Source organism: Paenibacillus sp. J22R67 (assembly GCF_059692175.1).
The window spans coordinates 18625-43620 of the sequence record NZ_JCAUAX010000006.1; the positions used below are offsets into that span (position 1 = coordinate 18625).

Genomic DNA, 24996 nt, shown 5'->3' on the forward strand with positions numbered 1-24996 from the left:
CTTTCATGGGGTTAACGGCTTCTTTTATTTCTTTTATCGATTTCTTCCGTCACGATGAAAGCAAGGTCTTCGTTGCCAAAGAGGGACAGCACGCCTAACACGGTGCTATCAGCGACCTCGCCGGCTTCCTCTTTGGAAACCGTTAGATCGAGGGCTTGCTGCAGAGAGGCATTATCCTCCTGATCTGGATAAGCAGCACGATAGAGTGCTGCCGGGTCCAAATCATGATTGATACACCACTGGGCAAAGACGAGAATCATCATATGTTCCTCGCGTTTATAGTTTTCGATCATCTGTTCTTCTAATTGTTTGTTATTCATACTAGGGTAAACATCTCCTTCAACTACCTATTCAGCTTTTTAGGGCGGATGGGTTCATTATAGCGAAAGATCAGGTGCAATCACAATGATTAAGAATGAGAAGATCAAAGCATCCGAAGTGCATGTCACGGGTATGCAGGGTGAAGATCTAGGCGTGATGTCTACGAAGGAAGCACTGCTCCTGGCGAAGGAGCTGAAGGTAGACTTAGTTTGTACTTCGCTCATGAGCAGTCCGCCGCCGTGCAAATTGATCGGAGCGGGCCAGGCTAAGCAGGAAGCGATGCAGGAGAAACAGCAAGTCCGTAAGCGGGAGCAAGCCCCAAAGATCAAAGAGCTGCGATTAACGCCGCACATCGAGGATCATGATCTGGATACGAAGCGCCAGCAGGCGATGCGGATGCTGCAAGGCGGAGATGCCGTGCAGCTGGTCGTGAAGATTTCGGGCAAAGAAGGCGCTCAGGCCAAAGCTTTGCTTGAAGATTTGATCAAAGATTTAAGCGCATATGGACGCAAACAAACGGGCATTCAGCTAAGCGGGAAGCAAGCTTCCGTACAGCTTAATCCTTTATAACAAAAGCATGAACGTGCCTTCGCGTTGATCTGGGAGGGACGTTCATGTTTTTTTCGATCACAGGAAAATGGGTTAGCAGCTTAATTCAAGGTAATGGCCTGCGAGCCCATCAGCTCCCAAACCTGTTTGACATCGCTTAAAACATAGGCTTCCTGCTGTCCAGTCATAGGGTCGTTCATATAGGCGTAATCGTCATCCCAACCTGTTAGCAGCAAGGCATGTTCGGGTTGATACCACTCTACGAGTCGATCCTCTTCATCTTGCCATTCCAGATCCAGATAAGGGGTATCCATGTGTTCAGTCGCCCATATCATTGTTGGCTTGCCTACTTCTATTGTGTGGAGCAAGTCATCAAAGGAAGCACCTGTGATATCTTTGAAACGCCCCGGCATAAGCTGGTTCATTGTGGTATACACCGGCTTATGGTAGATGCCATATCCCGCCTCATAAGGGTTGCCGACGAACTCATCCTCTGGATTGCCGCCAACAAAAGCCCCATCATCATTTTCTGTAGGCATCTCGCCTCTAGGGAGTGCGTCAGCTACTTCCTCTTTGGTGACAGGAAGCCCGGCCCAGTTCAGCAGCATGGTGGCCGCCACGGCTTCACACCCATTGGGCAGTTCTGGCAGTTGTGATAAGGCAGGGGTATTAGGCACCTGATAATGGTGCTCCACTGGAGCAGGAGCAGGAGCATCAGCATCAGCATCAGCAGATGGCAGCGGCACAAGAGCATTCAGAAGTGGCTCACTGAGCACGATGACAGGCGGTCTTGGAGCGGTCGCTTGGAGAGCTTTTTCAAAAGCAGGCGCGGTAGGCTTGGGCAGTGCCAGGCACATCACAGAGCATAAAACGAACAGGCAGCATGTAAACTTTTTAATATGAAATCACTTCCGATCTAGCACGATCTAACACGATCTTCTCATTACATCATGAAGAAACTGGAAATGCAATACGAAGACTGTGTGACATATAAGGATAGCTAATCGGCATAGTCTAGGAAAGCGGACAGGTTCTTGCGAATATTTTATGGCATGAAATAAGGACTAGGGATGACCGTGTGAGGCAGAAACTCATACAATAGGGTAAAATGGTGAAAAATACCCGTTTCATGGATAAGAGGGAAGTTTATGAATAAGCATGAAGAGGAGAAAAAGGCGCTAGAGCAAGCCGCTATCGATATTTTTCTTGAACTATATAATATAAATAACCCGCTGTCGCTGCAAATGGTTCGCCAACAGGAGAAGCCGGACGCGCTTCTAGAGGATATCAATAACGAGCGAATTGGGCTCGAGGTGACTCATTTGTTCTACGATATGGAGGAAGCCAGACTCATGATGTCACGATCCGAGCTCACGAAACCTGGCACTGAAGTACTGGATAATTTCATTAAGGTCATTAATGATCGGATCCTTAGTAAGGAACTGAAGTTTCAGGATTATTCGCATGATTATCCTTGTATGCTGCTAATACGCAATGTATCGCTGCTGTTCGGGATGTCTGATGTACTTAGTTTCAAGCATAAACTTGTCCCGCCAAACGGAATGTTCACGCAAGTATGGCTGTTGTCCAGAGATTTTACATCGGATTGGTTGTTAATTAATTTATATGAAGTTGGCGGCGGAGGGATGAAATGAAGCGTTTCTATGCAGGACTCGGCGCAGCTTTTGGCGTCTATGCGATCATCATGATTGTGTATTTATTAAAAGGAAATTTATTTCCGATACCTCATGACCTAGTTGGCACAAGCGCAGACCCGCACACGTTCATGACCGTGCAAGAAATAGATAAAGCTGAATCATTATCGCGCATCCGATCCTTAGCTTATTTCCTCAGTTCTCCGCTGCAAATCGGCTTGATTCTGCTGCTTCTTGGTGTGGCCGTTCATATTCGAAGCTTTGCTGAAAAGCTGTCCAAGGCCTCCTTCCTGCAAATGGTCGTTTTTGTGCTTCTATTTATTCTGCTGATGGACGTGCTGTTCGTGCCAGTGGATTATTTTCTGTTCAAAATCGACCAAGCCTACGGGGTATCCACGGAGACGCTGGCGATCTTTTGGGGCGACCATGGGAAAGATTTTTTGCTTAATGCTGTAGGAACGATTGTCATGGTTTGGATATTCAGACTGGTGCTAAAATGGAGCCCTAACCGGTGGTGGTTCTGGTTCTGGCTGTTGTCTGTTCCATTGATTCTGTTCGTCACGTTCATTCAACCCGTTGTGCTTGATCCCCTGTATAACGATTTCAAGCCGCTTCAGGATCAAGAGCTTAAGGCGCAAATTCTTCAATTGGCGGCGCAATCGCACATTCCAGCCAAGCAGGTCTATGAGGTCAATATGTCCGAGAGGACCAACGCGATTAACGCTTATGTCAATGGAATTGGCGGTAACGCCCGAATCGTTCTCTGGGATACGACGCTGAAAAAGCTGCAGCCTGATGAGATTTTGACAGTAATGGCGCATGAAATGGGGCATTATGTAGAAAAACATATCTATATCGGCATTGCCTATGGGATCGTGCTTAGTTTTATTGGTTTATGGCTTGCGTTCCACGCTTATCGCTTCTTTCTTAAGCGTTGGGGCTCCAGATGGGGCATTCGGGGAGAAAATGATTTAGCGGCGCTGCCTATTCTGCTGCTGCTAATTACGTTCATGAGCTTTGTTTCCGCGCCTGCTCAAAATGCCTTCTCCCGCGTGATCGAGCATCGAGCAGATGTGTATGCGATGAAAATGACAGGAGACGGCAACGCCGCCATTCGCGCTTTTCAGCAAATTGCCAATGAGAACTTAAGCCCTGTCACACAGCCGAAGCTGGTTCAATGGTTTCGTGGCTCGCATCCGGACATCATGGATCGGATTATGTATTTTAAGCAGTTTGATAAATAAAAGGCTAGTGAGGGAGCGGGCAATCGCTTCTTCACTAGCCTTTATAGTTTACGTGAGGCCTTGAATCCCACCAAAAGCCACTTCCCGCCAGCCCCCCATGTAGCTAATGTTCCGTTACGGACTCAGAAGCCGTTATTTTGCCAATTTCGGCTGAATTTGAAGTGTTATCGGACAGATGGGGCGTTATCTATGGATTTTGTAGCTGTTTTAGGTGTTTTCATGGCCAATAGCGGCTCGTGAGTCCGTTAGATTCTGGTTCTTATACCCAAAGTAGCAAGTAGAGTTATCTCAGTCTGTTAGCTGACAACTATTGCTCGTTTCTGCGCGTCATTTGCTGCCAAACGGAGCCTTCAGCCGCATGCCCGCCTTCGATGCGCTCCAGCGCGATTTTCACCTGCATGCGCACTTCGAACTCGGGGTCGTCCGCCGCTTCTTGCAAATCCTTCAGCACGGAGTTGTCGCCAACCTCGTACAAGAAGCGCGCGGCGCGCCAACGGACCAGCTTATTGCGGTCCTTCAGCGCCTTGGCCATCGCGGGCATGGCGGCTGGGTCGCCCAGGTCAGACAGCGTATCGCCAGCCGTCCGACGAACAGATGGGGTATCGTCCTCGAGGGCACGATACAGGAAGGGCAGTACCTCGGGTTCTTTGATATCCCCGAGGTAGACCGTTGCCAGTCGCCGAATCGACGTGTTCTCGTCCTGCAGAGCATGGACGAGAAGCGGCAGCGTCTCTAGCGACGGCTGGATCTTTTGAAGCGCGGCGTAGCGCAGCTTCCAGTCACTATGGCGCAGCTGTTCCAGCGTTGCGCCAGTCTGGCCTTCTTCGGTGGCTTCCGAAGAAGCAGGGACATCGGTCTCCAGCATCGCGCTGGAGACCAGGCTTTCGACGCGGGCGTCGTCGTAAGAAGCGTCCAGCTCCTGGACGACTTCGCCCGCGATGTCCTTGAGCTCGCCGTAGCGCACGCCGAGCTCCTCGAGCTTGCGCTCCTTGATCAGGTTCGGCGATGCCGTACCTGCGCGGACCGCGGCCTGTGTGAAGCGCTCGGGCATCGCCACGCGCGCTTCTTCATTGCCGGCGCGCACCCGTACCTGGAGCGGGATGCCGCGGAACATCTGCACGAGGACTTGTGCCTCTCCGAAGGCTGCTTCAGCCTGCGGTTGTTCCAGCGGCAAGTCGCTGCCGCTGGTGGAGCCTTGGCCTTGGGCTTCACCGAAAATCTCGCGGGCTTTGGCTAAGATGAGCTGCCAGTCCCCTTTGGAGGTACGGTCCAGCGCAATGAAATCTGCTGCATGGAAGACGCTGATCACGCCCTGCACAGCGAGTAATTGCTGAACGTTGTCTGGGGCATCCGTACTATTTTTCTTTGTATAGGTCTTGCGCACACCAGCCGGAAGCGATTCATCCATATTGAGCTTCATGGAGTTTGGGCTTGGTGTAGGTTCTATAGATATAATTTTCATTAATGACACTCCTTCCAGTCGGATGTTACATGAAAAGACCCGGACGTATGAACGTCCAGGCCTGTTTATAGGCATTTCATATTAATCTAAATCAACGAGGTTGCGGTTTAAGTATTTGTCCAGCGTTTTGGTGAGATCAAACACCGTATGGGCTAAATCCACATTCTCGAAAACATGATCGCATTGATCGCGGTAAGCGAGCTCGTCTTCGTAATAAGAGAGATACTTCTGAATGATCTCATCCGAGTCTCCGCTTTCTCTCATCCGCTCTTCGAGAATACTGCGCTGAGCGTAGATGAAAACGAGTACGACGTGATCACCGTAATGCTTTTTGAGCGTTTCCGCACCGAAACGGTTCAAGATTAAATAAATGCTCCCACTATGTTCGAACATCCGCTCAATATCGGCACTTTTAATCCCATATAAATGATCATTGACGGTACTAACCTCAATGAATTCACCATTTGCTTGCGCCTGTACGAACTCAGCAGGGGAGATAAAGTGATAATCTTGACCGTCTTCCTCAGTTGCCCTCGGAGGTCTGGTGGTGTAAGAGATAACCTGCTTCATGCCTAGTGTAGAACCAGACATTTCAGCAACCGTCTTACGACCGGCTCCGTGTGGACCGGTGAATACAAAAATCATTTCCTTGTCCTTTAATGCGTACATGGAACATACCTCCTTATTTGTGAAAAGTGGGGGGTAAATCCTACGTGCGTGCAACGGTATGAAACGATTTTTGTCTAAGTAGGATCACTTTCAGCCGTACTTATATTTTACATGGTTCGGGTTGTTCGGTAAAGGTCTAGCGTTGGAAACGCTTTTTTGACTAGCGTTTCCCGCCGCGTCCGCCACCACGTGGCGCACTGCTGCGCGGTGAACCGCTTCTGTCGCTGGCGCGAGGCGCTCCAGTACGAGATCCAGAACCGTCGCTGCGTCCGCGCGTTTGAGCGCCGCGTTCGCCGCCACCTTGGTAGCCGCGTGCTGCGCCAGGACGGTCACTGCGTGAAGCAGCTCCGCCGCGTGCTGCGCCAGGACGGTCACTGCGTGGAGCTGCTCCGCCACGCGCTGCTCCGAAGCTGTCGCTGCGTCCAGCACCGCGCTCGGCGCTGTCACTGCGGCTTTTGCCGCCGCTGCGAATCGCGCGTGATGCGCTTGCTGCATCGTCGCGGCCAGTGCCGGCGTATTTGTTGTACGGCGAATAGGATTTATCGCCGTGAGGAGCAGAGCGCTTGTGGTCTGTGCCATCACCGCGACCTGCCGTGCGTGGAGCGCGTTCGGCGGATTCGCCGCGTCCCCATGAACTGGTGACTCGCGCTTTCGCAGCGCTCATGTTGTCTCCGCGGCCTGGTCCTGCGTCCGGCTCTCTTCTCTCTGCGCGACCCCAAGTGTTCGGGTTACGCTCCGAATTTACCTTCGCAGGGCGTTGTCCTCTTGGCGCATCGCTGCTGCGCGCACCAAATTTATCGCCGCCTCTGGATGTGGAACGTCCAGTACCGTATTGCATGCCGGTTTTGTCTTCACGAGCACCAGATCTTCCGCGGCTCTGTTGACCGCGCGGTTCTGATGTCCTGCCGCTGCGGCCACTGCGAGCAGCTCCGCCGTTTCGACGGCCTGATCCTCGGCCTTCTTGCTCGAAGTTATCCTCAGAGCTTGAACGAACGCGACGAACCTTAGGCTCGGAAGATCCTCTTAAGGACATCTTGATACCTTTTTCGATGAGTTCGATTGTCAGCATATCCCGCTCTGTAGCGAAAGTCACAGCAACACCAGTATCCCCAGCACGGCCCGTACGTCCGATTCGGTGGATGTAGCTTTCTGCGTCTTGCGGCACATCATAATTGAAGACATGCGTGACACCTTCGACATCTAACCCGCGCGCAGCAATATCAGTGGCGACCAATAACTCAATACGACCATCCCGGAATCGTTTCATAACTTGCTCACGTTTGGCTTGTGATAAATCTCCGTGTAGTTCGTCAGACATAAGCCCAAGTTCCTGTAAAGCTTCATTTAATGCAATAGCCCTTGCCTTAGTTCGGCAGAAAATCATCGCGAGGTAAGGCTTATATTGCTTAATAGCTGCAATCAAAGCATCCTGCTTCTGACGGTCAGTCGTCGGAACGAGAACTTGCTCAATTTCAGTCAACGTAACCTGTTTGCTTTGAATTTTAATTTCTTTTGCTTCTTTCATATAAGCTTTGGACAGGTTCATGACTTGTTCAGGCATTGTAGCGGAGAAAAGAAGGGTCTGACGATAAGGAGACGTTTGCGCAATGATGTCCTTCACTTCATGAAGGAAACCCATATGCAGCATTTGATCGGCCTCATCCAATACGAGTATTTTCAATTTATAGAAATTGATAGAACCGCGGCGAAGGTGATCGAGCAATCTTCCCGGTGTTCCTACTACTATATGTATGTTCCCTTGAAGCTTTCTAAGCTGCTTTTCTACATCCTGCCCGCCGTAGGCTGCAAGTACCTTTGCTCCCGTCACAGGGACAAGGTCTTTCAGCTCATTCGTAATTTGAATTGCCAGCTCGCGTGTTGGCGTCAGAATCAATGCTTGAACATCTGCGCTTTCCACATCGATTGTTTCTAATATTGGAAGAACAAAGGCCAGGGTTTTACCTGTACCTGTTTGTGCTTGTGCAATAACATCCGTGCCTTTTAGTAAAACAGGTATAGCTTCCCTTTGAATGGGGGTCGGTTCGATAACGCCTGATGCTTGTAAGACTCCAACGAGTCCTTCTCTAATTCCTAATGAGGCAAATCCACTTGACATGGTAATTGGCCAGCTCCCTTTTTCCTACTATTTATAGGGATCTTTGGTGGTAGTCCAAAGTCTCTCCTTGTTAAGACGATTCCCCCATTGTACAGGAATGCCAGACAAATGGAAACAGGAGCCGGCCTACAAGCAATAAATATCTACTTTATATAGAAGAAATTGATTTTATTTATCCGGCAATACTTGTGCAGTCCCAAAAACGCGCTCTACTGTCTGGTTGAAATCGGTCAGAAGCGGCATAAGCGAATGGCCTTTCCAGCTTTCCTGGGCATAATTGTTCATTTTATTGAGGAAATCCCGATTCGCTGAAATATAGACATCCATCACACTTGGTTGGAGCAAACGGATTTTCTCCGCCATAGCTTGTTTAAAGCGATGAGATAGCAGGTCATGGTGGACGGCCGTCTCGTAACTGTTATACCCGTTGTTTAAATCATTGGAAGGCAAATAGTCATCGTGAGGAGCATTATCATTGTAAAAGCCTTTGTTTGTTCCTTGGTTGTTGGTCTCCTTCGTTGTTCCTTTGGTACCTGTAGCACTGCTATCAATCATGAGGGCAACGTAGGCGTTTTTGTCCGTCGTCATGACGATGGCTGTATTTACACCATTCATAGCATTGAGTTGATTAGAAAGAAACTGATTGTATGCGAGACTAGTATTATTGTGCGAAACTGGACCATAGAGCTGTTGGGTTTGGTAGGCTCTCTCGGAATCTGTCGATTTATCGACTGGAGAACCGAAGTTGGTATGGTCGGGACTCTTGCCATATTCCCGTCCGCCCTCCGTGCAGCCTGATAAAGTCAGCATGAGGAATAGCAATCCAGAAATCGGAAAACCTAACTTACTGAGCATTAATAATGACCTCCCAATCTAGAGTGTAATGTCTATAGGATGGGATGTTTCTCTCCTTTTATTCGTGTTCAGAAATATACGCTTTTGTGCATAAAGAGGTGGGTGTATGGAAATAACCATGAAGGGAAAATATATCGCTACAGAGCGGTTTAAGAACAATTTGTGAACTCTCCTCCAGCGATTGACAAAAACTTTTCACGAATTTATAGTTAATAAAGTGAATTGACATGGGCATGGCCATCGTGGTAAAAATAATGTTTTAAAAGTGGGGTTGATACAATGAGTCGATTGAAAAAGTTATGGCGTCTGCTACCCCTTTTAGCGGTAATGACGTTCTTGCTAACCGGGTGTGGAGACCCAACTCTGTCTGCTTTGCAGCCAAAAGGTCCTGTTGCATCAGAGCAATTGTTTTTGATGAAATTAAGTCTCTTTATCATGGTTTTTGTCGTAATTGTCGTATTTGCGATTTATGTGTATGTGTTAATTCGCTTTAGGAAGCGCAAGAACGACAACAGCATTCCGAAACAAGTGGAAGGAAGCCACGTGCTTGAGATTATCTGGACCGTTGTTCCGATTCTCTTACTGTTAGTACTTGCGGTGCCAACAGTATCTTACACATTCAAGCATTCAACGAACTACACTAAGGACAAAGCCGCCGTTCACGTCAAAGTCACTGCGCATCAATTCTGGTGGCAGTTTGAATATCCAGATTTGGGCATCGCAACAGCTCAAGAGCTTGTTGTGCCTAAGGATAAAATTATTGCTTTTGAACTTGTTTCCGCGGACGTTTCTCACGCATTCTGGGTACCATCCCTAGGCGGTAAAGTGGATACGAACCCTGGAATCACGAATACGCTTTACCTGCAAGCTGATGAAATCTCTACATTCCAAGGTAGATGTACAGAGCTTTGCGGAGCTTCTCACGCATTGATGAACTTCACGGTTGAGTCGAAGAGTCAAACGGATTTCGATGCATGGGTAGCGAAAATGAAAGCACCTGCAACTGTGCCGGCAACAGCTCAGAAGGGTGAAGAACTTTTCAAAGAAAATTGTATGACTTGTCACGCAGTTACTGCTAATGGTCCTGGTGTTGCTCCGAACCTCAAAGGTTTCGCTGATCGCGATACACTTGCTGGTATTCTGGAACATACTCCTGAGAAAATGGCGCTGTGGATACATAATCCGCAAGATCAGAAACCGGGCAACAAAATGCCAGCGTTCGGTCAAGCGGCAGGCGGCAAGCTTGATGACGCACAAATTAATGATATCGTTCAGTACTTACAGACTTTGAAATAAACTTCTCAGGTAAAGGAGGTTAATACGTTGGCTCACTCTCATCCAGTAAAAAAACATACCGGTCTCATGGATTGGCTTACAACAGTCGATCATAAGAAAATCGGTATCCTGTACTTACTTGCGGGCGGGCTTTTCTTCCTCGTAGGAGGACTTGAAGCCATTCTGATTCGGATTCAGCTCGCTTATCCCGATCAACATATTTTTGTCGGTGATTCATTTAACCAATTAACGACGATGCACGGAACAACGATGATTTTCTTTGCGGCGATGCCGATCATCTTCGCATTCATGAATGCCATCGTTCCTCTACAGATTGGTGCAAGGGACGTTGCGTTCCCATTCGTGAACTCACTTGGTTTCTGGCTGTTCTTCGCGGGCGGCGTCTTGATGAACACAAGTTGGTTCTTGGGTGGTGCACCGGATGCTGGTTGGACGGGGTATGCGCCATTGTCCTCGATTACCGACAGCGGTTGGGGGCAGACGCTCGAGGGTAACATACAAGGTACAGATTTCTATGTACTAGGCTTGCAAATTGCCGGTATTGGTACACTTATCGGGGGGATTAACTTCCTCGTTACAATTATTAACATGCGTGCACCTGGTCTTACGTATATGCGTATGCCAATGTTCACATGGTCAGCTTTCATCACTTCGGCTTTGATCGTACTTGCTTTCCCTGCAATTACAGTAGCACTAGTTGAACTTATGTTCGACCGTGTCTTTGGCGGAGCATTCTTCGATGCTGCCAGAGGCGGTAACAATGTACTATGGGAGCATCTATTCTGGATTTTCGGGCACCCCGAAGTTTACATCCTGATTCTTCCTGCGTTTGGTATTATTTCTGAGATCGTATCGACGTTCTCCAAAAAACGTCTTTTCGGATACAGCTCCATGGTCTTCGCAACTGTATTAATTGGTTTCTTAGGCTTCATGGTTTGGGTTCACCATATGTTTACAACAGGTTTGGGTCCAGTTGCTAACTCGATCTTCTCGATTGCAACGATGGCGATTGCCGTACCTACGGGTGTTAAGATCTTTAACTGGTTGTTCACCCTTTGGGGCGGGCAAATTCGTTTCACGACAGCTAATATTTTTGCAACAGCTTTCATCCCGACATTCGTTATGGGTGGAACAACAGGGGTTATGCTTGCGATTCCTGCAGCAGACTTCCAGTACCACGATACGTATTTCGTAGTTGCTCACTTTCACTATGTTATCGTTGGTGGTCTAATCCTTGGGTTGTTCGCGGGTCTTTACTACTGGTGGCCGAAAATGTTTGGTCGCACGTTGAGCGAAGGACTGGGGAAATTACATTTCTGGTTGTTCTTCATCGGTTTCCATTTAACATTCTTCCCGCAACATTTCTTGGGTCTAATGGGGATGCCGCGTCGTGTATTTACGTACCAGCCTGGGTATGATCTTGAAGTAGGTAACTTGGTTTCGACAGTGGGCGCCTTCTTCATGGGTATCGGTACACTCGTGTTCCTAATCAATATCATTGCAACAGCAAGGAAACCAGTTACGGCTCTATCCGATCCTTGGGATGGTCGTACATTGGAGTGGTCGATTCCTTCACCTGCACCTGAATATAACTTTAAACAAACTCCGCTTGTTCGCGGGTATGATGCACTTTGGAAAGAAAAAATGGCAGGTAATAAACAAATGACTCCGGCAGAACCAGTTGGTTCGATTCATATGCCGTCAGCGTCCATCTTGCCGCTAGTTATGTCCGTTGGTTTGTTCATTGCTGGTTTTGGTTTTATGTACAAAAACTACTATGTAGCAGCTGCGGGTATGGTTGTTACATTAATTGCTATGTTCTTGCGCTCCGTATACGACGATCATGGTTGGCATATTGAACCGGAAGAACTTGAAGATGACAAGGGGGTAAAGGCATGAGTACTCATCACACGGGCGCACTGCCTGCTAATCCGGAAACGGCTACCCTCGAAGGGAAAAATAAGGTTCTTGGATTCTGGTTATTCCTTGGCGCCGAAGTTGTATTGTTTGGTTGTTTATTCGCAACTTACATTGCACTTCGGAACTCTGTTCCAGACGGTCCGACAGCTGATGAAATTTTCAAACTCAAAACAGTGGGTTGGTCAACTTTCATCCTCTTGACAAGTAGTTTAACAAGCGTGTTCGCGATCATCGCGATGCACAAACAGAAGCTGGGCCAATTGTTATTCTGGCTTCTTATCACGGTATTGTTTGGTCTTTCGTTCTTGGGTCTTGAGATTTATGAGTTCGTTGAATATGTTCACGAGGGTCATAAATTTACAACAAGTGCCTTCTCAACTTCGTTCTATACGTTGGTTGGGTTCCACGGAGCACACGTTGCCTTCGGTATTTGCTGGATTACACTGTTGATTCTACAAGGACTCAAAAAAGGTCTTACCGTTGTCACAGCACCTAAGTTCTACGTAGCAGCGTTGTACTGGCACTTTATTGACTTAGTCTGGGTATTTATCTTCACAGTCGTTTATCTGATGGGGAAGGTGGGTCATTAAGATGAGCAGCAATTCTCACGATACACACGCACCTAGCAAACGAGTTAAGCACGAATCTCCACTCAACCACTACTTGTCTTACATTATCTCGATCTTGCTGACAATGCTTGCATTTGCCGTTGTGCTCTACGGAGACCTGGATCGTTCGTTTATTCTGATCTTCATCGTTGCTTTGGCGCTTGTGCAAGCTATTATCCAGTTGTTCTTCTGGATGCATGCCAAAGAAAGAGGACACTTATTCCCGCTAATTTTTCTTGGGGGAGGAGCTTTCGTAGCTCTTACTGGTGTTATTACAGCTGTATATTGGATGTGGTGGTAAACCACTGGAAGAGGCAACTTTGTCTAGGCAAAGTGCCTCCTCTTTTTTTAGAATGAAGGTCTAGCATGAAGTTGAAAGGAGAAAGAGATCAGCTATGAGCCAAATTGGTGGATTTTTTGAGTTGTGGAATCCGGTATTACTGTTGGTGATCGTCGTTGTCGGATATACATATCGTCACTTTGTCGCTAAGGGGAAAGGGAATTCAGCAAATATTGAGCCAGTTTCGGTTTCACAGCAGGTCTCTTTCTATGTTGGGCTTGCTCTCTTCTATATTGGCCAAGGGAGTCCGATTAATTATATTGGGCATCACTACTTGTTCAGTATGCATATGCTGCAGCAAACAATCTTGTATTTAATTGTACCTATCTGTATTTGGCTGGGTACACCAGCGTGGATGATGCGTTCGATCATGAAAATTACTGTTATTCGCGGTATATTCTCATTTTTCACACGACCGTTGATTGCACTATTTCTATTTAACATGCTCTTCTCCATCTATCATATGCCTTTGGTTATGGATTACTTGATGATAAATGATCTATCGCTTTTCGGTTACCATACCGTGCTGTTATTCACAGCTTTTATGATGTGGTTCCCTGTTTTTTGTCCACTGCCTGAGATGAATCGCTTGAATGATTTGAAGAAGATGGCTTACATCTTTGGGAATGGCATTCTGCTGACACCAGCCTGTGCGCTCATTATTTTCGCGGATACGATTATTTATGACATGTACGCGAATGTAACCGTACCCTTCGCCCACTTATCACCTCTTGATGATCAGCAATTGGGTGGCGTTCTGATGAAGATAGTCCAGGAAGTTGTCTATGGAGCAACACTTGCGTATATTTTCTTCCGTTGGTATCGTAGAGAACGGAAAGAAGATGACGATATGGATCTTATAGAGGCACAAGAGGGTCTGAATAATCAGGGCGGTAATTGGAATCGCGCTTAGGGGAAAGGATTTAGGGAGATGCACATTCTACCAACGATTTCTACGATGTTTATCGTGATTAGTGCCATTTTTGTCGGTTTCGGCTGGTATCATATTGTAAAAGGAAACCGGGAAACCCATCAAAAATTGATGGTTCTTGGAGCCATCTTCGCACTAGCGTTTTTTATTATATATATGTCGCGTACGTTGTTTGAGGGTAATACTTCATTCGGTGGACCTGAGAGCTTGAAGCTGCCGTATCACTTATTCTTGTTTTTCCACATTGCTTTGGCTACGCTTGGCGGTGTTCTTGGGTTAATAACACTTTGGTTTGCCTACAAAAACAAATTTCTCAAGCATAAGAAAATTGGCCGCGTGGCTGCAATTGTATGGCTTTTAACTGCGCCAACGGGTGTTTTGGTTTATGTTTTGCTTTACTTGATGTATCCGGGTGGAACGACAAAGCCGGTTATTGATGCGATTTTTGGATTGTAAAAGAATTGATTCGTAATAGGAATAAAGAGAAGAAGCTAATTCACTGCGTTGAGCAGTTGAGTTAGCTTCTTTTTTTGATAAAGTGGGATGCTCTTTTACTTCCCAGTACCACCCAACCGCAACATTTCTTTTATTTTCCAATCTCATGTAAACTAATAGAAATAAGAATATTAATTTCTTATCTCAATCAGAAAGGCAGGTCCAATCCATGGCATACCCGCTTACGGTAGAAAACGTTTCAAAGCAGTACGGTGAGAAAACAGCTGTAAACGCTATCAATCTTCGTGTGCAGGAGGGAGAAATTTATGGATTGCTAGGTGCTAACGGTGCTGGGAAAACGACAACGATGCGAATGGTTCTAGGACTGATATATCCCGATCAAGGACATATTTTGTGGAAGGGGCAGGGTTATCGCGAAGAGTTGAAGAGGCTTATGGGCTACTTGCCCGAAGAGCGCGGCTTATATCCCAAAATCAAAGTAAGCGAACAAATCATATATTTAGCGGAGCTGCGCGGCTTATCCCGTAAGCAGGCAGAGACAGGGCTGAAAACTTGGCTTGACCGGTTCGAAGTCCCTGAGTACTACAACAAGAAGGTCGAAGAGTTGTCCAAAGGGAATCAGCAGAAAATACAATTCATTGCTGCCGTAATTCATAATCCAGATATTTTGATCCTGGATGAGGCCTTTAGCGGACTTGACCCCGTGAATGTGGAACTGTTGAAAAAGACAGTGAAAAGCCTCCGTGACGAGGGGAAAACGATACTCTTTTCGAGCCATCGCATGGATCATGTGGAGGAGCTGTGTGAACATATTTGTATATTGCATCGTTCAAATACGATTCTTCAAGGGAGCTTGAAGGAGATTAAATCTACCTTTCCAAAAGAGAGAATCACTCTGCAAACTGAGCAGCCTATTAAGGGCTTGGAACAACTCCAGGGCGTTACTTCTGTAGAGAGACAACTGAACGGCTATCAAATTCGGATAGATTCTACTGCTGATGCGCAGCGGATTTTGCACCATGCGATAGAACAGTCTACTATACACAGGTTTCAAATCATGGAGCCTACGCTGAACGAAATCTTTATTCAAAAGGTGGGAAAAGTGCATGAATAGGACTTGGACCGTTATAAAGTTTACCTATTTAACCCGTTTCCGCTCCAAATCTTTTCGTGTGATGAGTCTGATTCTAATTGTCCTTCTATCGGTTCTCATTCATTTACCAACGATAATGGAAAAACTAGCTTCGCATGAAGCGACGAGAATCGGCGTTTTCGCAGGGAAACAAGGGGAGGTTGCAGGGAAGCTGGCCGCTTTTTATAATACGCAGCAGAATCCGGACATCGTCATTGTACCTCTACAGGACGCAGGAAGTGCTGCCGCTAATGAGGCACTCGCTAAGAAGCAAATAGCAGATAAAACAATAAAAGGTTATCTCGAGTTTACAGATACAACTGTAGCCGGCTTCCCCAAAACGGTTTATAAATCGGAAGGAACGATGGAGTTCTCGCTCAAAAACAAGCTTCAGACTGCCCTTCAGCTGGTCAAAACTGACGTGGTCCTGCAAGGAGCAGGGATCGCCTCTGAGCAAAAAGCCAACATGCAAGCCCCCGTCTCCTTGGAAACGGTGCAGCTTTTAATGAACAATGTAGGAGCAGGCAAAACGGAGTCGCAAATGGTCATGTCCTACGCCCTCGTATATGTCATGCTGTTCATGCTGTACATGGGCGTCATTGGCTTCGGCAACATGGTAGCCATGGAAATTACCGCAGAGAAGAGTTCGCGGGTGATGGAACTGCTCATCACAAGTGTGTCACCGCTTAAGCAGATGTTTGGTAAAATCGTTGGTATCTGCTTATTGGCTTTAACACAGATAGCCTTGTCCATCGCTGTAGGTGTTGTAAATTTAAGCTTATCCAGCAGCAGCCAGCTCGTCTCACAGCTTCATCTGAATTGGGAAGATCTGCAGGTTTCACTCATTGTTTATTTCTTGATCTTCTATTTATTGGGATTTTTCATTTACGCGACTGTTTTCGCGGCAGTTGGCTCGCTGGTAAGCCGAACAGAAGATGTGGGGCAGGCGATTATGCCAGTGACGATGCTGGTCGTAGCCGCGTTTATGATCGCAATCTTCGGATTAAATAATCCGAATGCGGGATTCGTTGTTACGATGTCATTCGTGCCGTTTTTTTCACCGCTAATCATGTTCCTGCGGATTGGGATGAGCTCACCAGCCTTGTGGGAAATATGGCTGTCGATCGTCATTCAATTGATCTCTATCGGCGCAATGGCATGGTTAGCAGCTAAAATTTACCGCACGGGCGTGCTCATGTATGGTAAGAGGCCTACATGGCGGGAGCTTCGCAAAGCGATGCGGGCGTATAAGGTGTAAGAATGAATATAATAAACCCCGATAAATCAAATTGTTGATTTATCGGGGTTTATTTGTTCACTCAACAAAATTTATCAATTGAAAGCACAAAAATTATCATGTGAAAGCGTGTCCAATCTCTCTAGAATTAGGCTTACAAAAAGATGATTTTGGGGGTATGCACCTGCACCGCTGTCATTGCAAACATCATTGATTAAGGAATGAGGGAAGTACATGAATAACATGATGCAAAAAAGAGTGCTCATTTTTTCTTTTCTTGCGTTGCCGATGGGATTAATGCTGTTATTTCTAATCTATCCTACGGTGAAGCTGTTTCAATACAGTTTGACCGACTGGAATGGGATCAGCAGAGATTTGCACTTTGTAGGGTTTGACAATTATTTGAAAGCGCTCAAAATGTCGCAAGTGTGGCAATCGCTCTCGAATAACTGGCTTTATTTTATCATCCATGCGCTGCTGATTCCCTTTGAGATTTTATTGGCGGTTATGTTGAACGCCAAGATGCGAGCTAGTGAGTTTTTCCGTTCTATCGTTTTACTCCCTTACATCATCAATGGTGTAGCTGTCGCTTATATTTTCGGATATTTGTACAATCCAGTGAATGGTCCGATCAATGAGTTGTTGATGGCCTTGGGTTTAGAGGGTTGGATTCATAATTGGCTTAGTGATGTGAAAATAGTTAACTATTCGCTTGTGGCAATCTCCTTATGGAGATTTGCAGGATTTCATATCATTTTATTCCTAGCAGGTGTGCAGTCTATACCAAGCGATTTGTATGAAGCCGCCACAATTGATGGTGCTAACAAAATGCAGCAGATTCGTTATATCGTTTTACCAGGTATTCGCCGCGTCATTGAAATTATATTATTCTTAAATATTCGGGGAGCCCTACAAGTCTTTGATATTCCTTTCCTTGTCACGCAAGGCGGTCCCGGTACCTCCAGTAGTACGTTTACGATTTTCACCATCAATACGGCATTTAAATTCAATAGTTACGGCTTAGCTTCTGCTTTGGCCATCATTTTGATGGTTATGATCATTGCATTTAGCTTCATTCAGAACTTATTGATTCGTGAGAAAGGGGAAAAATCATCATGAGCATGCCTCAAGCAGAGCTTGCAACCAAACCTCGTAGAATGGAAAGGGCATCGGTGTATTCCTTTCTTGGCAAATCGCTATATTACGTCATTTTATCGCTTATCACGATTATTATTTTTGTCCCATTGCTTGTGGTTGTTTTCGCAGCATTTAAGACGTCTCCGGAGCTCGCGGCTACATCGCCGTTTGCACTGCCTAAGAGCTGGTCGTTTCATAATTTTGCCGTCGCCTTCGAGAAAGCGAATATGCTTGTAGGGTTAATTAACTCACTTAGTGTTACGGTCTCTAGCGTAGTCATTAATGCTATTCTCGGAGCTATGACAGCCTTTGTACTCAATCGGTTTAATTTCCGCTTCAAGAAAACAATCTTTCTGCTATTTATCATCGCATCGGTCGTACCAGCCTATACCACGGAAGTGGCGCGTTTTCAGACCATTAAGTCGTTAGGCCTTTACAACACGATCTTTGCGCCGCTGATTATTTATGCCGGAACAGATTTGATGCAAATTTTCATTTATCTGCAATTCATTGAGAAAATTTCGAAGCAGTTAGACGAAAGCGCACTGCTTGATGGAGCGTCATATTTCCGGATTTTCCGCTCGATTCTATTCCCACTTTTGCTTCCAGCAACGGCTACACTGGCGATCATCAAAGCCGTTGATATCATGAACGATATGTACATTCCTTACCTGTATATGCCTTCGAAGAAGCTAAGTACGTTATCAACCGCGTTGATGACGTTTGTAGGCGAGCGCGCGACCTATTGGAATGAGTTGTCTGCCGCGATTATTTTGGTTATGTTACCAACCATTTTGATTTATTTGGTGCTGCGGAAATTTATTTTTGCCGGATTAATGGACGGAGCGATGAAAGAGTAGAGCTGTTCAACTAGTGAACTTTGGGGGTAAAAGGCAATGATTAATGACAAACTGCCATACATCTATTATGGCGGCGATTATAACCCTGACCAATGGCCAGAGGAAGTTTGGCAAGAAGACATGCGAATGTTTAAATTGGCCGGCATTAATATCGTTACACTGCCCGTTTTTAGCTGGGCGAAGCTGCAGCCTTCGGAAGATACGTACGATTTTGAATGGCTCGATAAAATCATTGCTACAGTCGCTGCGGAAGGCATTTTCCTGTGCTTAGCGACATCAACTGCGGCACAGCCTGCCTGGATGTCTCGCCTGTATCCTGAAGTGCTTCCCGTCGATATTGACGGCAGGAAGCGCACGCACGGCTCTCGCGTCAACTTCTGCCCAAACAGCCCGGTTTACCGGATGTTTTCTCAGCGTTTAGCGATCAAGATGGCAGAACGTTACGGACACCACCCGTCTTTGCTTGTGTGGCACATTGGTAACGAATATGCGCCTCATTGCTACTGCGATACGTGCGCGTCCTCTTTCCGTACTTGGCTGCAGAAGAGATACGGTACACTAGAGGTTGTAAATCGCGTGTGGAATATGAGCTTCTGGTCTCATACGGTATATGAATGGGAAGAGATTGTACCTCCTACGAATTTGAACGGGAACAATAAATGTTTCCAAGGGATCGCTTTAGACTATAAGAGATTTATGTCGGACGCTATCTTGGAATGTTATCAAGGCGAGTACGACAAGATTAAAGAGATCACTCCCGATATTAAAATCACGTCGAATATTTGGGGACTATTTAACGGTCTGGACCTAAAGAAATGGGCCGATCATATGGATGTAGTTTCATGGGACAGCTATCCCCAAATGAATGAACCCATGAGCAACGTCGCGATGAGGCATGATTACATGAGAGGGCTAAAAGACGGACAACCTTTCATGCTAATGGAGCAGACGCCAAGTCAGCAGAACTGGCAGCCTTACAATAGTCTCAAACGGCCTGGTGTTATGCGGCTTTGGAGCTATCAAGCGATAGCCCATGGGGCAGATACGGTTATGTTCTTCCAATTGCGCCGTTCCGTTGGTGCGTGCGAGAAGTATCATGGCGCTTTGATTGCTCACGCAGGACATGAGCATACAAGAGTATTTAAAGAGTGTACACAACTAGGGATGGAGCTGCAGGTGTTGGGGGATACCCTTCTAGATTCCGTAACGGAGTCCAAAGTAGCGCTGTTGTTCGATATTGATACTTGGAATGCCGTGGAAATGACCAGTGGTCCGAGCGTGGATCTGGATTATCTCAAGCAGGCGCAGAAGTACTACAAAGCTTTTTATGATCTAAACGTAAGTGTAGATGTCATTAGCCCGCTTAGTGATTTTTCCAAATACGAACTAATTATCGCACCAGTCATGTACATGTTGAAGCCTGGCGTTAGCGATCGACTGAAATCGTTTGTGAAGCAGGGCGGAACATTTGTTACCTCGTTTTTCAGCGGGATAGTGAATGAGAACGATCTTGTAACATTAGGCGGTTACCCAGGTGAATTGCGAGATTTGCTCGGAATATGGGTAGAGGAAATTGATTCGCTTCAACCGGAAATGACGAATAAAATTGTGATGCATTCAGCTTTTGGAGAGCTCCAGGGTGAATATGAATGTGGGCTTTTGTGCGATTTGCTGCACCTTGAGGGAGCAGAGGCGCTTGGTGTCTATGGACGCGATTTTTACGCAGGCATGCCGGCAATCACCCGAAATACATTCGGGCAAGGGGAAGCTTATTATGTAGCAACTGACCCTGAACAGAGATTTTTGGAAGAGCTAAGCAAATCAATCTGTGAGCGATTAAATTTGGCGACGACGCATCAAGCTCCTGAAGGTGTAGAGATTAGAAACAGACAAAAAGATGATAAAACGTATACCTTTGTTCTGAATCATAATGCTTATGAGACAGCGGTTTTATTGAATGCTGGATCCTATAAGGATCTATTGTCTCATCGAGTCTATGAGCGGACGTTAGTACTTGAACCTTACGGAGTAGCTATTTTAGAAGTTTGTTCCTAGTAAACTTATAGGGAAGAAAGCATTTTCTTCCCTATCTTTCGTTGTAATTAATTGGATTTGATATAGGGTTGACGTATTCCGTAATAAATTTTATGATGACGGTAGAACATGTCGAATCCTGGCACAATTGAGATTAACTATTAATGTAAGCGCATCAACTTTTACACAAAATACCTGGTGTCCAGTTATCCCGTCATTTGGTCGGAATGTGTAATCTCACAGCATAGTGGTTACTTGAGAGAACGGGGGGACGGCCAATGCGTATTTTTAAAAAGAGATGGCCAATCACATCAATTCTGTACGTAATGTTCTTTTTTGTGATCGTGATGCCTATTGTCTTAGTTGCGTTTCTATCATTAAGAGCTTATACAGATATTTTGCTATCTAACATCACTTCGCGCACTATGCAAACATTGGAACAAGTATCCTACTCTATTGATCAGGAAAAAAGCAGATATATCAGGACGGTTGCCGCAATTGCCTCGGATAATAATATGATTTCCCTTGCAACTTCTTACCATCGCAGTACACAATCCAAAGACCTATTCAACTCTTCCATTCAGTTAGAAAATCAATTGAAAAATTATTTGCACGATATGCCCGACGTTGTATCAGCGATGTTCGTTTATCGCGACGGAGGCGCCTATTTCTTTGAGGGCACCCATTTTCATAATATTAACACGCGGATAAACGAAAATTATCTAAAGAGTACAGCCCTTTATCAGAAAGCGCTTCAAAATCAAGGGCGAGTTTTGTTATTCGGATCTGAAGAGAATGTATTGATTGAATCGAATGACAAATATATTTTATCCGCAGCAATAGCTCCCCAATACGAAAGATCATTTAGCGATGTTGAAATGATCTATTTTGTGATACAAGCAAAAACATTTGAGAATCTGGCTGAATCTACATCCAACCAAGACGGTAGTTTTATCATCCTGGACGGCAATGGAAATATCATGTTGGATACAAGCAAAGATAAAAATAAAAACATTGAAAAACAAACAATTGAACAAGCGCGAAACAAGAAAAGCGGCAACTTTGAAACGATGGTTTACGACGAGAAGATGTTTGTAACTTTTCTAACCATGGAGCGGACTGAGTGGAAAATCATCTACATTACCCCTTATGAGCAGATGACTGCCCAAGTCAGAGAAATCTATCAATTAGTGATGAATGTTTCTGCGGCAGGACTAATTCTATTTTTGATTGTCTCGTTTTTCCTTGTCCGCAGTATCGTTGGCCCAATCAAATCACTCATTTATCAAATGAACAAAATGAAGAGCGGATCCTTTCATGTGGATCTGGAGCTTTCTGGTCCATTGGAAATTTATTCGTTGGGAAAAACCTTTCAGAATATGACAGTACGTATACAGGAGCTCATCATCGAAAGGCAAGAACAAGAAAAGCTGAAAACACGCGCGGAAATCGATGCGCTTCAATCTCAAATTAATCCACATTTTCTAGTGAACACTCTTAATGCTATTAAGATTATGGCGATGTTGTCCAAGGCAACCAATTTGGTGGAAATGACGGATTCTCTTATTAAATTGTTAGCTGCAACCTTTCATCGCGGGGGCTCTTACATCCAAGTTTTTGATGAAATGCAAAGCTTGGAAAAGTATATACATATTATGAAAGTCCGTTATGGTGACCGATTTAAGGTCGAATATGACATCGATGATTGTGTGACAGACAGCTATATACTCAAGCTGTTACTGCAGCCTATTTTGGAAAATGCAATTATTCACGGATTTTACGGCAAAGAAGCGATGGGAATCGTCAAAATTACGAGTAGGAAAAATAATGATCAACTCATTATCACGATCACGGATAACGGAAAAGGGATGGAACAGCGGACGATGGAAGCCTTGCTGCATGAGAAAAAGGTGGAGTCATTGTGCGGAATCGGCATTGCTAATGTTAATGATCGGATTCGATTAAATTACGGCGAACCATACGGCTTGAAAATTAACAGTGAATTAGGTGTTGGAACAGAAGTCGTTGTGGTTCTGCCACTCTTATCGAATGATCCGGATCAATAAGAGGCAGCATTGACCGATGACAAATCTGCATAGAGCCGATAAGTGTAAGCTGCAAATAATTGCTACTATCCGGATGTAGAGAGAAACGGATAAAGGGGGGCGTGTCTTTCCTATGAAATTCTGCTTATATGATACCAAATATGATCGTGTCATCCTCATTGAAAAAAACTTTCTTTCAGCCTTATTGTTGAAGGAAAAATTCGGGCTATCCGTTGATATTTCTGTCCTTCCTATTCTGTCCAAAGAAGAATACATGTCCTTCCCCAGCTCGTTTCGCGGAGAAGTGAACGGTCGATCTTATTTACTATACGAAGTCCCAGGTATCATAGAACAAAAGTACGATCAAGTCATTGTTCAGGATTAAGGCGGCATTATTGGCTTTATTCAGAATGGGGGAAAAGAATGTTTAGAGTCATGATCGTCGATGACGAGCCGCTTGTAAGACTAGCCATGGGTGCGATTATCCCGTGGGGTGATTTGGACTGCGAGGTGGTGGCTGAGGCTGCGGATGGCTATGAAGCATGGCAGCGCATATCGGTGCATCAGGACGTTGATTTGATGATTGTCGATATGAGTATGCCGATTATGGACGCACTTACCCTGCTATCTAAATTACAGGAAGCAAATTTAACTAATCCACCGCTGAGTATAGTGCTCAGTGCGTATTCAGATTTTGATTATGTGCGTAAAGCTTTTCTCCTTGGGGCTGTCGATTACATTATGAAGGCGGATCTCGATCCCGAACATATCATTCCTGTGATAGAAAAAGCGATTAGTCAGATCAAGGAGAAGACGATTTCTACGGCAAATTTGAATAAAAGCAATAGCGAATCCGATTTGAAACAGCGAGAAACCTGGCTCCGAGGTCTGTTATGCGATAAAGATTACATCTACAGTCATAACTTAACGCAGGACGACTCCTTTCAAAGGTGGATGTTGCAATTTGTGAATTTTCAGCATGTTATCATCTCCGTCTTGCCGGATATACAATCCGCCGCTGGGAATTTGACACTGCATGCCGGTTCAGAAAATCAGGATCATTTAGTTAAGATCATTAAACAAGGGATGGAAATCGTTAAGCACCCTTATGAATTGTTGCAAGTTCAAGAGGATGAGTATGCGTTCTTGCTTTGTTTTGAGTCATCGACCAGTTACTTAAATCTACGAGGTCGCGTGATGGAGCTCCTGGATTCTTTGCGCAATACGGTCAAAAACTTTCTGAATGTGTCGCTATCTATCGGGGTAGCTGACTCTTGCACAGACTGGAAAAGCTGGCATCTAAGATACAGTCAAGCAAGCAATTTGGCAAGTTTGCGATTCTCAGAAGGGCCTGGGCGGGTGTATTATCCTGAAACAGTCAGCATAACCGAAAGGCCCCAACTTTTACCGTGGGATTATACAGTGATGATGTACCTTATGGAGAAGGGGGATAACTTGTGGCAGCAGCAATTGCATACAGGATTAAGTCAGTTGAGTGACGTGCCGAATGTGACCCTGGAGAGCTCTCTGCCGATTTATGAGGAATTGATTTGGAACATAGGTGCATTGCTGCATGCCAAAGGCATGAACTGGACGCATGTGATAGAAACACGGCGCAGGCCCTATGAAATTGTTGAACAGTTCACTTTCCGTGAAGACCTGCATGAGTGGATTGAGAAGCTTGTCTTCCGTATGGCGGGTCTACTTCATCCTGATAAAATACGTGAAGAAAACCCACAGCGCTTGGTGGAAAGAGTCAAACGCTATGTAGAGAAAAACTACTGTACGGCAATTACACTGGGGCAGGTTAGTGAATGGGCACAGGTGACGGAAAGCCATTTGAGCAAACAGTTTGTGAAAGAAACAGGCGAGCATTTTATTGAATATGTGACGAAACTTCGGATCAATGAGGCGACCAGGCTGATAGAGACGGACATGAAAATGTATGAAATTGCCGTTAAGGTGGGGTATGAGAACCCCGAACATTTCAGCCGCGTGTTTAAGAAATATCGGGGAATGAGCCCTCAGAAATATCGGGACAATTATTCAAGGAAAAAAGAATGAGCACAAAATATATCAAGTCAATCACCAAATATATCAATGAAAGCGTATTCTGTAATTTTGTAAGA

At 45.6% G+C, this 24996-nt stretch carries 23 protein-coding genes; 17 read left to right on the forward strand and 6 right to left on the reverse strand.

Going from position 1 to position 24996, the window contains the following annotated elements; translation table 11 throughout:
* Positions 1-11 precede the first annotated feature (11 nt).
* Positions 12-320, reverse strand: coding sequence for a protein YxiS (yxiS, locus tag AC58VC_RS22170; RefSeq protein WP_161407985.1), 309 nt, complete (start codon positions 318-320; stop codon positions 12-14).
* Between the two features lie 85 nt (positions 321-405).
* On the opposite strand from yxiS, the gene infC reads away from it, so the two are divergent.
* Positions 406-891 (forward strand): translation initiation factor IF-3, encoded by a 486-nt coding sequence (gene infC, locus AC58VC_RS22175; protein ID WP_497371411.1) that lies wholly within the window; start codon positions 406-408, stop codon positions 889-891.
* 80 nt (positions 892-971) lie between these two features.
* Here infC and AC58VC_RS22180 read toward each other — a convergent pair whose 3' ends face one another.
* Positions 972-1727 carry a C39 family peptidase gene (locus AC58VC_RS22180; protein WP_497371413.1) on the reverse strand — a complete coding sequence of 252 codons (756 nt, stop codon included), beginning with the start codon at positions 1725-1727 and terminating at the stop codon, positions 972-974.
* A 291-nt stretch (positions 1728-2018) separates the two neighbouring features.
* Here AC58VC_RS22180 and AC58VC_RS22185 point away from each other — a divergent pair, with 291 nt between their 5' ends.
* Together AC58VC_RS22185 and AC58VC_RS22190 are read left to right on the forward strand one after the other, a co-directional pair.
* Complete coding sequence (locus AC58VC_RS22185; protein WP_497371415.1) at positions 2019-2525, forward strand: hypothetical protein; 507 nt, start codon at positions 2019-2021, stop codon at positions 2523-2525.
* A complete protein-coding gene (locus AC58VC_RS22190) occupies positions 2522-3769 on the forward strand; it encodes a M48 family metallopeptidase (RefSeq protein ID WP_497371417.1) in 1248 nt (415 codons plus the stop codon). The genes AC58VC_RS22185 and AC58VC_RS22190 overlap by 4 nt, the downstream gene beginning before the upstream one ends.
* Before the next feature lie 307 nt (positions 3770-4076).
* Here the strand turns inward: AC58VC_RS22190 and AC58VC_RS22195 are convergent, their stop codons facing one another.
* From AC58VC_RS22195 to AC58VC_RS22210, 4 genes are all read right to left on the reverse strand, one after another.
* Complete coding sequence (locus AC58VC_RS22195; RefSeq protein ID WP_497371419.1) at positions 4077-5231, reverse strand: conserved virulence factor C family protein; 1155 nt, start codon at positions 5229-5231, stop codon at positions 4077-4079.
* A gap of 81 nt (positions 5232-5312) precedes the next feature.
* Positions 5313-5900, reverse strand: coding sequence for a guanylate kinase (locus AC58VC_RS22200; protein ID WP_497371421.1), 588 nt, complete (start codon positions 5898-5900; stop codon positions 5313-5315).
* 160 nt (positions 5901-6060) lie between these two features.
* A complete protein-coding gene (locus AC58VC_RS22205; RefSeq protein WP_497371423.1) occupies positions 6061-8016 on the reverse strand; it encodes a DEAD/DEAH box helicase in 1956 nt (651 codons plus the stop codon).
* A 168-nt stretch (positions 8017-8184) separates the two neighbouring features.
* Positions 8185-8871, reverse strand: coding sequence for a hypothetical protein (locus tag AC58VC_RS22210; RefSeq protein WP_161407977.1), 687 nt, complete (start codon positions 8869-8871; stop codon positions 8185-8187).
* Between the two features lie 279 nt (positions 8872-9150).
* Here AC58VC_RS22210 and coxB point away from each other — a divergent pair, with 279 nt between their 5' ends.
* The 14 genes from coxB (at position 9151) to AC58VC_RS22280 (ending at position 24931) form a co-directional block, all read left to right on the forward strand.
* Positions 9151-10167, forward strand: coding sequence for a cytochrome c oxidase subunit II (gene coxB, locus AC58VC_RS22215; protein WP_497371425.1), 1017 nt, complete (start codon positions 9151-9153; stop codon positions 10165-10167).
* 27 nt (positions 10168-10194) lie between these two features.
* The gene (gene ctaD / locus AC58VC_RS22220; RefSeq protein ID WP_497371427.1) at positions 10195-12066 is read left to right on the forward strand and encodes a cytochrome c oxidase subunit I; all 1872 of its coding nucleotides are present in this window, start codon (positions 10195-10197) and stop codon (positions 12064-12066) included.
* On the forward strand, positions 12063-12677 hold the full coding sequence (locus tag AC58VC_RS22225; protein ID WP_127453747.1) for a cytochrome (ubi)quinol oxidase subunit III: 615 nt from the start codon (positions 12063-12065) through the stop codon (positions 12675-12677). The genes ctaD and AC58VC_RS22225 overlap by 4 nt, the downstream gene beginning before the upstream one ends.
* A 1-nt stretch (position 12678) precedes the next feature.
* Positions 12679-12996 carry a cytochrome C oxidase subunit IV family protein gene (locus AC58VC_RS22230; protein WP_497371429.1) on the forward strand — a complete coding sequence of 106 codons (318 nt, stop codon included), beginning with the start codon at positions 12679-12681 and terminating at the stop codon, positions 12994-12996.
* A gap of 94 nt (positions 12997-13090) precedes the next feature.
* Positions 13091-13948: a cytochrome c oxidase assembly protein gene (locus AC58VC_RS22235; protein WP_497371431.1), complete on the forward strand. Its 858-nt coding sequence runs from the start codon at positions 13091-13093 to the stop codon at positions 13946-13948.
* An 18-nt stretch (positions 13949-13966) separates the two neighbouring features.
* The gene (locus AC58VC_RS22240) at positions 13967-14422 is read left to right on the forward strand and encodes a DUF420 domain-containing protein (protein ID WP_497371433.1); all 456 of its coding nucleotides are present in this window, start codon (positions 13967-13969) and stop codon (positions 14420-14422) included.
* Positions 14423-14630: 208 nt separating this feature from the next.
* A complete protein-coding gene (locus AC58VC_RS22245; protein ID WP_497371435.1) occupies positions 14631-15536 on the forward strand; it encodes an ABC transporter ATP-binding protein in 906 nt (301 codons plus the stop codon).
* Positions 15529-16812, forward strand: a complete 1284-nt coding sequence (locus AC58VC_RS22250; protein WP_497371437.1) for an ABC transporter permease — start codon at positions 15529-15531, stop codon at positions 16810-16812. The genes AC58VC_RS22245 and AC58VC_RS22250 overlap by 8 nt, the downstream gene beginning before the upstream one ends.
* Before the next feature lie 213 nt (positions 16813-17025).
* Complete coding sequence (locus tag AC58VC_RS22255) at positions 17026-17910, forward strand: carbohydrate ABC transporter permease (RefSeq protein WP_497371439.1); 885 nt, start codon at positions 17026-17028, stop codon at positions 17908-17910.
* Entirely contained in the window at positions 17907-18788 is an 882-nt protein-coding gene (locus AC58VC_RS22260; protein WP_497371441.1) for a carbohydrate ABC transporter permease, read from the forward strand. Before AC58VC_RS22255 ends, AC58VC_RS22260 begins: the two co-directional genes overlap by 4 nt.
* Before the next feature lie 36 nt (positions 18789-18824).
* The gene (locus AC58VC_RS22265; protein ID WP_497371443.1) at positions 18825-20843 is read left to right on the forward strand and encodes a beta-galactosidase; all 2019 of its coding nucleotides are present in this window, start codon (positions 18825-18827) and stop codon (positions 20841-20843) included.
* A gap of 257 nt (positions 20844-21100) precedes the next feature.
* The gene (locus AC58VC_RS22270; protein WP_497371445.1) at positions 21101-22888 is read left to right on the forward strand and encodes a sensor histidine kinase; all 1788 of its coding nucleotides are present in this window, start codon (positions 21101-21103) and stop codon (positions 22886-22888) included.
* Between the two features lie 112 nt (positions 22889-23000).
* Positions 23001-23252 (forward strand): hypothetical protein, encoded by a 252-nt coding sequence (locus tag AC58VC_RS22275; RefSeq protein ID WP_497371447.1) that lies wholly within the window; start codon positions 23001-23003, stop codon positions 23250-23252.
* A gap of 38 nt (positions 23253-23290) precedes the next feature.
* Positions 23291-24931, forward strand: a complete 1641-nt coding sequence (locus AC58VC_RS22280; RefSeq protein WP_497371449.1) for a response regulator transcription factor — start codon at positions 23291-23293, stop codon at positions 24929-24931.
* Positions 24932-24996: the final 65 nt, after the last annotated feature.

Excerpts from the sequence above, each read along its gene's own strand:
- yxiS (WP_161407985.1), bottom strand. The coding sequence starts at position 320 with ATGAATAACAAACAATTAGAAGAACAGATGATCGAAAACTATAAACGC.
- infC (WP_497371411.1), top strand. The coding sequence starts at position 406 with ATGATTAAGAATGAGAAGATCAAAGCATCCGAAGTGCATGTCACGGGT.
- AC58VC_RS22180 (WP_497371413.1), bottom strand. The coding sequence starts at position 1,727 with ATGTGCCTGGCACTGCCCAAGCCTACCGCGCCTGCTTTTGAAAAAGCT.
- AC58VC_RS22185 (WP_497371415.1), top strand. The coding sequence starts at position 2,019 with ATGAATAAGCATGAAGAGGAGAAAAAGGCGCTAGAGCAAGCCGCTATC.
- AC58VC_RS22190 (WP_497371417.1), top strand. The coding sequence starts at position 2,522 with ATGAAGCGTTTCTATGCAGGACTCGGCGCAGCTTTTGGCGTCTATGCG.
- AC58VC_RS22195 (WP_497371419.1), bottom strand. The coding sequence starts at position 5,231 with ATGAAAATTATATCTATAGAACCTACACCAAGCCCAAACTCCATGAAG.
- AC58VC_RS22200 (WP_497371421.1), bottom strand. The coding sequence starts at position 5,900 with ATGTACGCATTAAAGGACAAGGAAATGATTTTTGTATTCACCGGTCCA.
- AC58VC_RS22205 (WP_497371423.1), bottom strand. The coding sequence starts at position 8,016 with ATGTCAAGTGGATTTGCCTCATTAGGAATTAGAGAAGGACTCGTTGGA.
- AC58VC_RS22210 (WP_161407977.1), bottom strand. The coding sequence starts at position 8,871 with ATGCTCAGTAAGTTAGGTTTTCCGATTTCTGGATTGCTATTCCTCATG.
- coxB (WP_497371425.1), top strand. The coding sequence starts at position 9,151 with ATGAGTCGATTGAAAAAGTTATGGCGTCTGCTACCCCTTTTAGCGGTA.
- AC58VC_RS22225 (WP_127453747.1), top strand. The coding sequence starts at position 12,063 with ATGAGTACTCATCACACGGGCGCACTGCCTGCTAATCCGGAAACGGCT.
- AC58VC_RS22230 (WP_497371429.1), top strand. The coding sequence starts at position 12,679 with ATGAGCAGCAATTCTCACGATACACACGCACCTAGCAAACGAGTTAAG.
- AC58VC_RS22235 (WP_497371431.1), top strand. The coding sequence starts at position 13,091 with ATGAGCCAAATTGGTGGATTTTTTGAGTTGTGGAATCCGGTATTACTG.
- AC58VC_RS22240 (WP_497371433.1), top strand. The coding sequence starts at position 13,967 with ATGCACATTCTACCAACGATTTCTACGATGTTTATCGTGATTAGTGCC.
- AC58VC_RS22245 (WP_497371435.1), top strand. The coding sequence starts at position 14,631 with ATGGCATACCCGCTTACGGTAGAAAACGTTTCAAAGCAGTACGGTGAG.
- AC58VC_RS22250 (WP_497371437.1), top strand. The coding sequence starts at position 15,529 with ATGAATAGGACTTGGACCGTTATAAAGTTTACCTATTTAACCCGTTTC.
- AC58VC_RS22255 (WP_497371439.1), top strand. The coding sequence starts at position 17,026 with ATGAATAACATGATGCAAAAAAGAGTGCTCATTTTTTCTTTTCTTGCG.
- AC58VC_RS22260 (WP_497371441.1), top strand. The coding sequence starts at position 17,907 with ATGAGCATGCCTCAAGCAGAGCTTGCAACCAAACCTCGTAGAATGGAA.
- AC58VC_RS22265 (WP_497371443.1), top strand. The coding sequence starts at position 18,825 with ATGATTAATGACAAACTGCCATACATCTATTATGGCGGCGATTATAAC.
- AC58VC_RS22270 (WP_497371445.1), top strand. The coding sequence starts at position 21,101 with ATGCGTATTTTTAAAAAGAGATGGCCAATCACATCAATTCTGTACGTA.
- AC58VC_RS22275 (WP_497371447.1), top strand. The coding sequence starts at position 23,001 with ATGAAATTCTGCTTATATGATACCAAATATGATCGTGTCATCCTCATT.
- AC58VC_RS22280 (WP_497371449.1), top strand. The coding sequence starts at position 23,291 with ATGTTTAGAGTCATGATCGTCGATGACGAGCCGCTTGTAAGACTAGCC.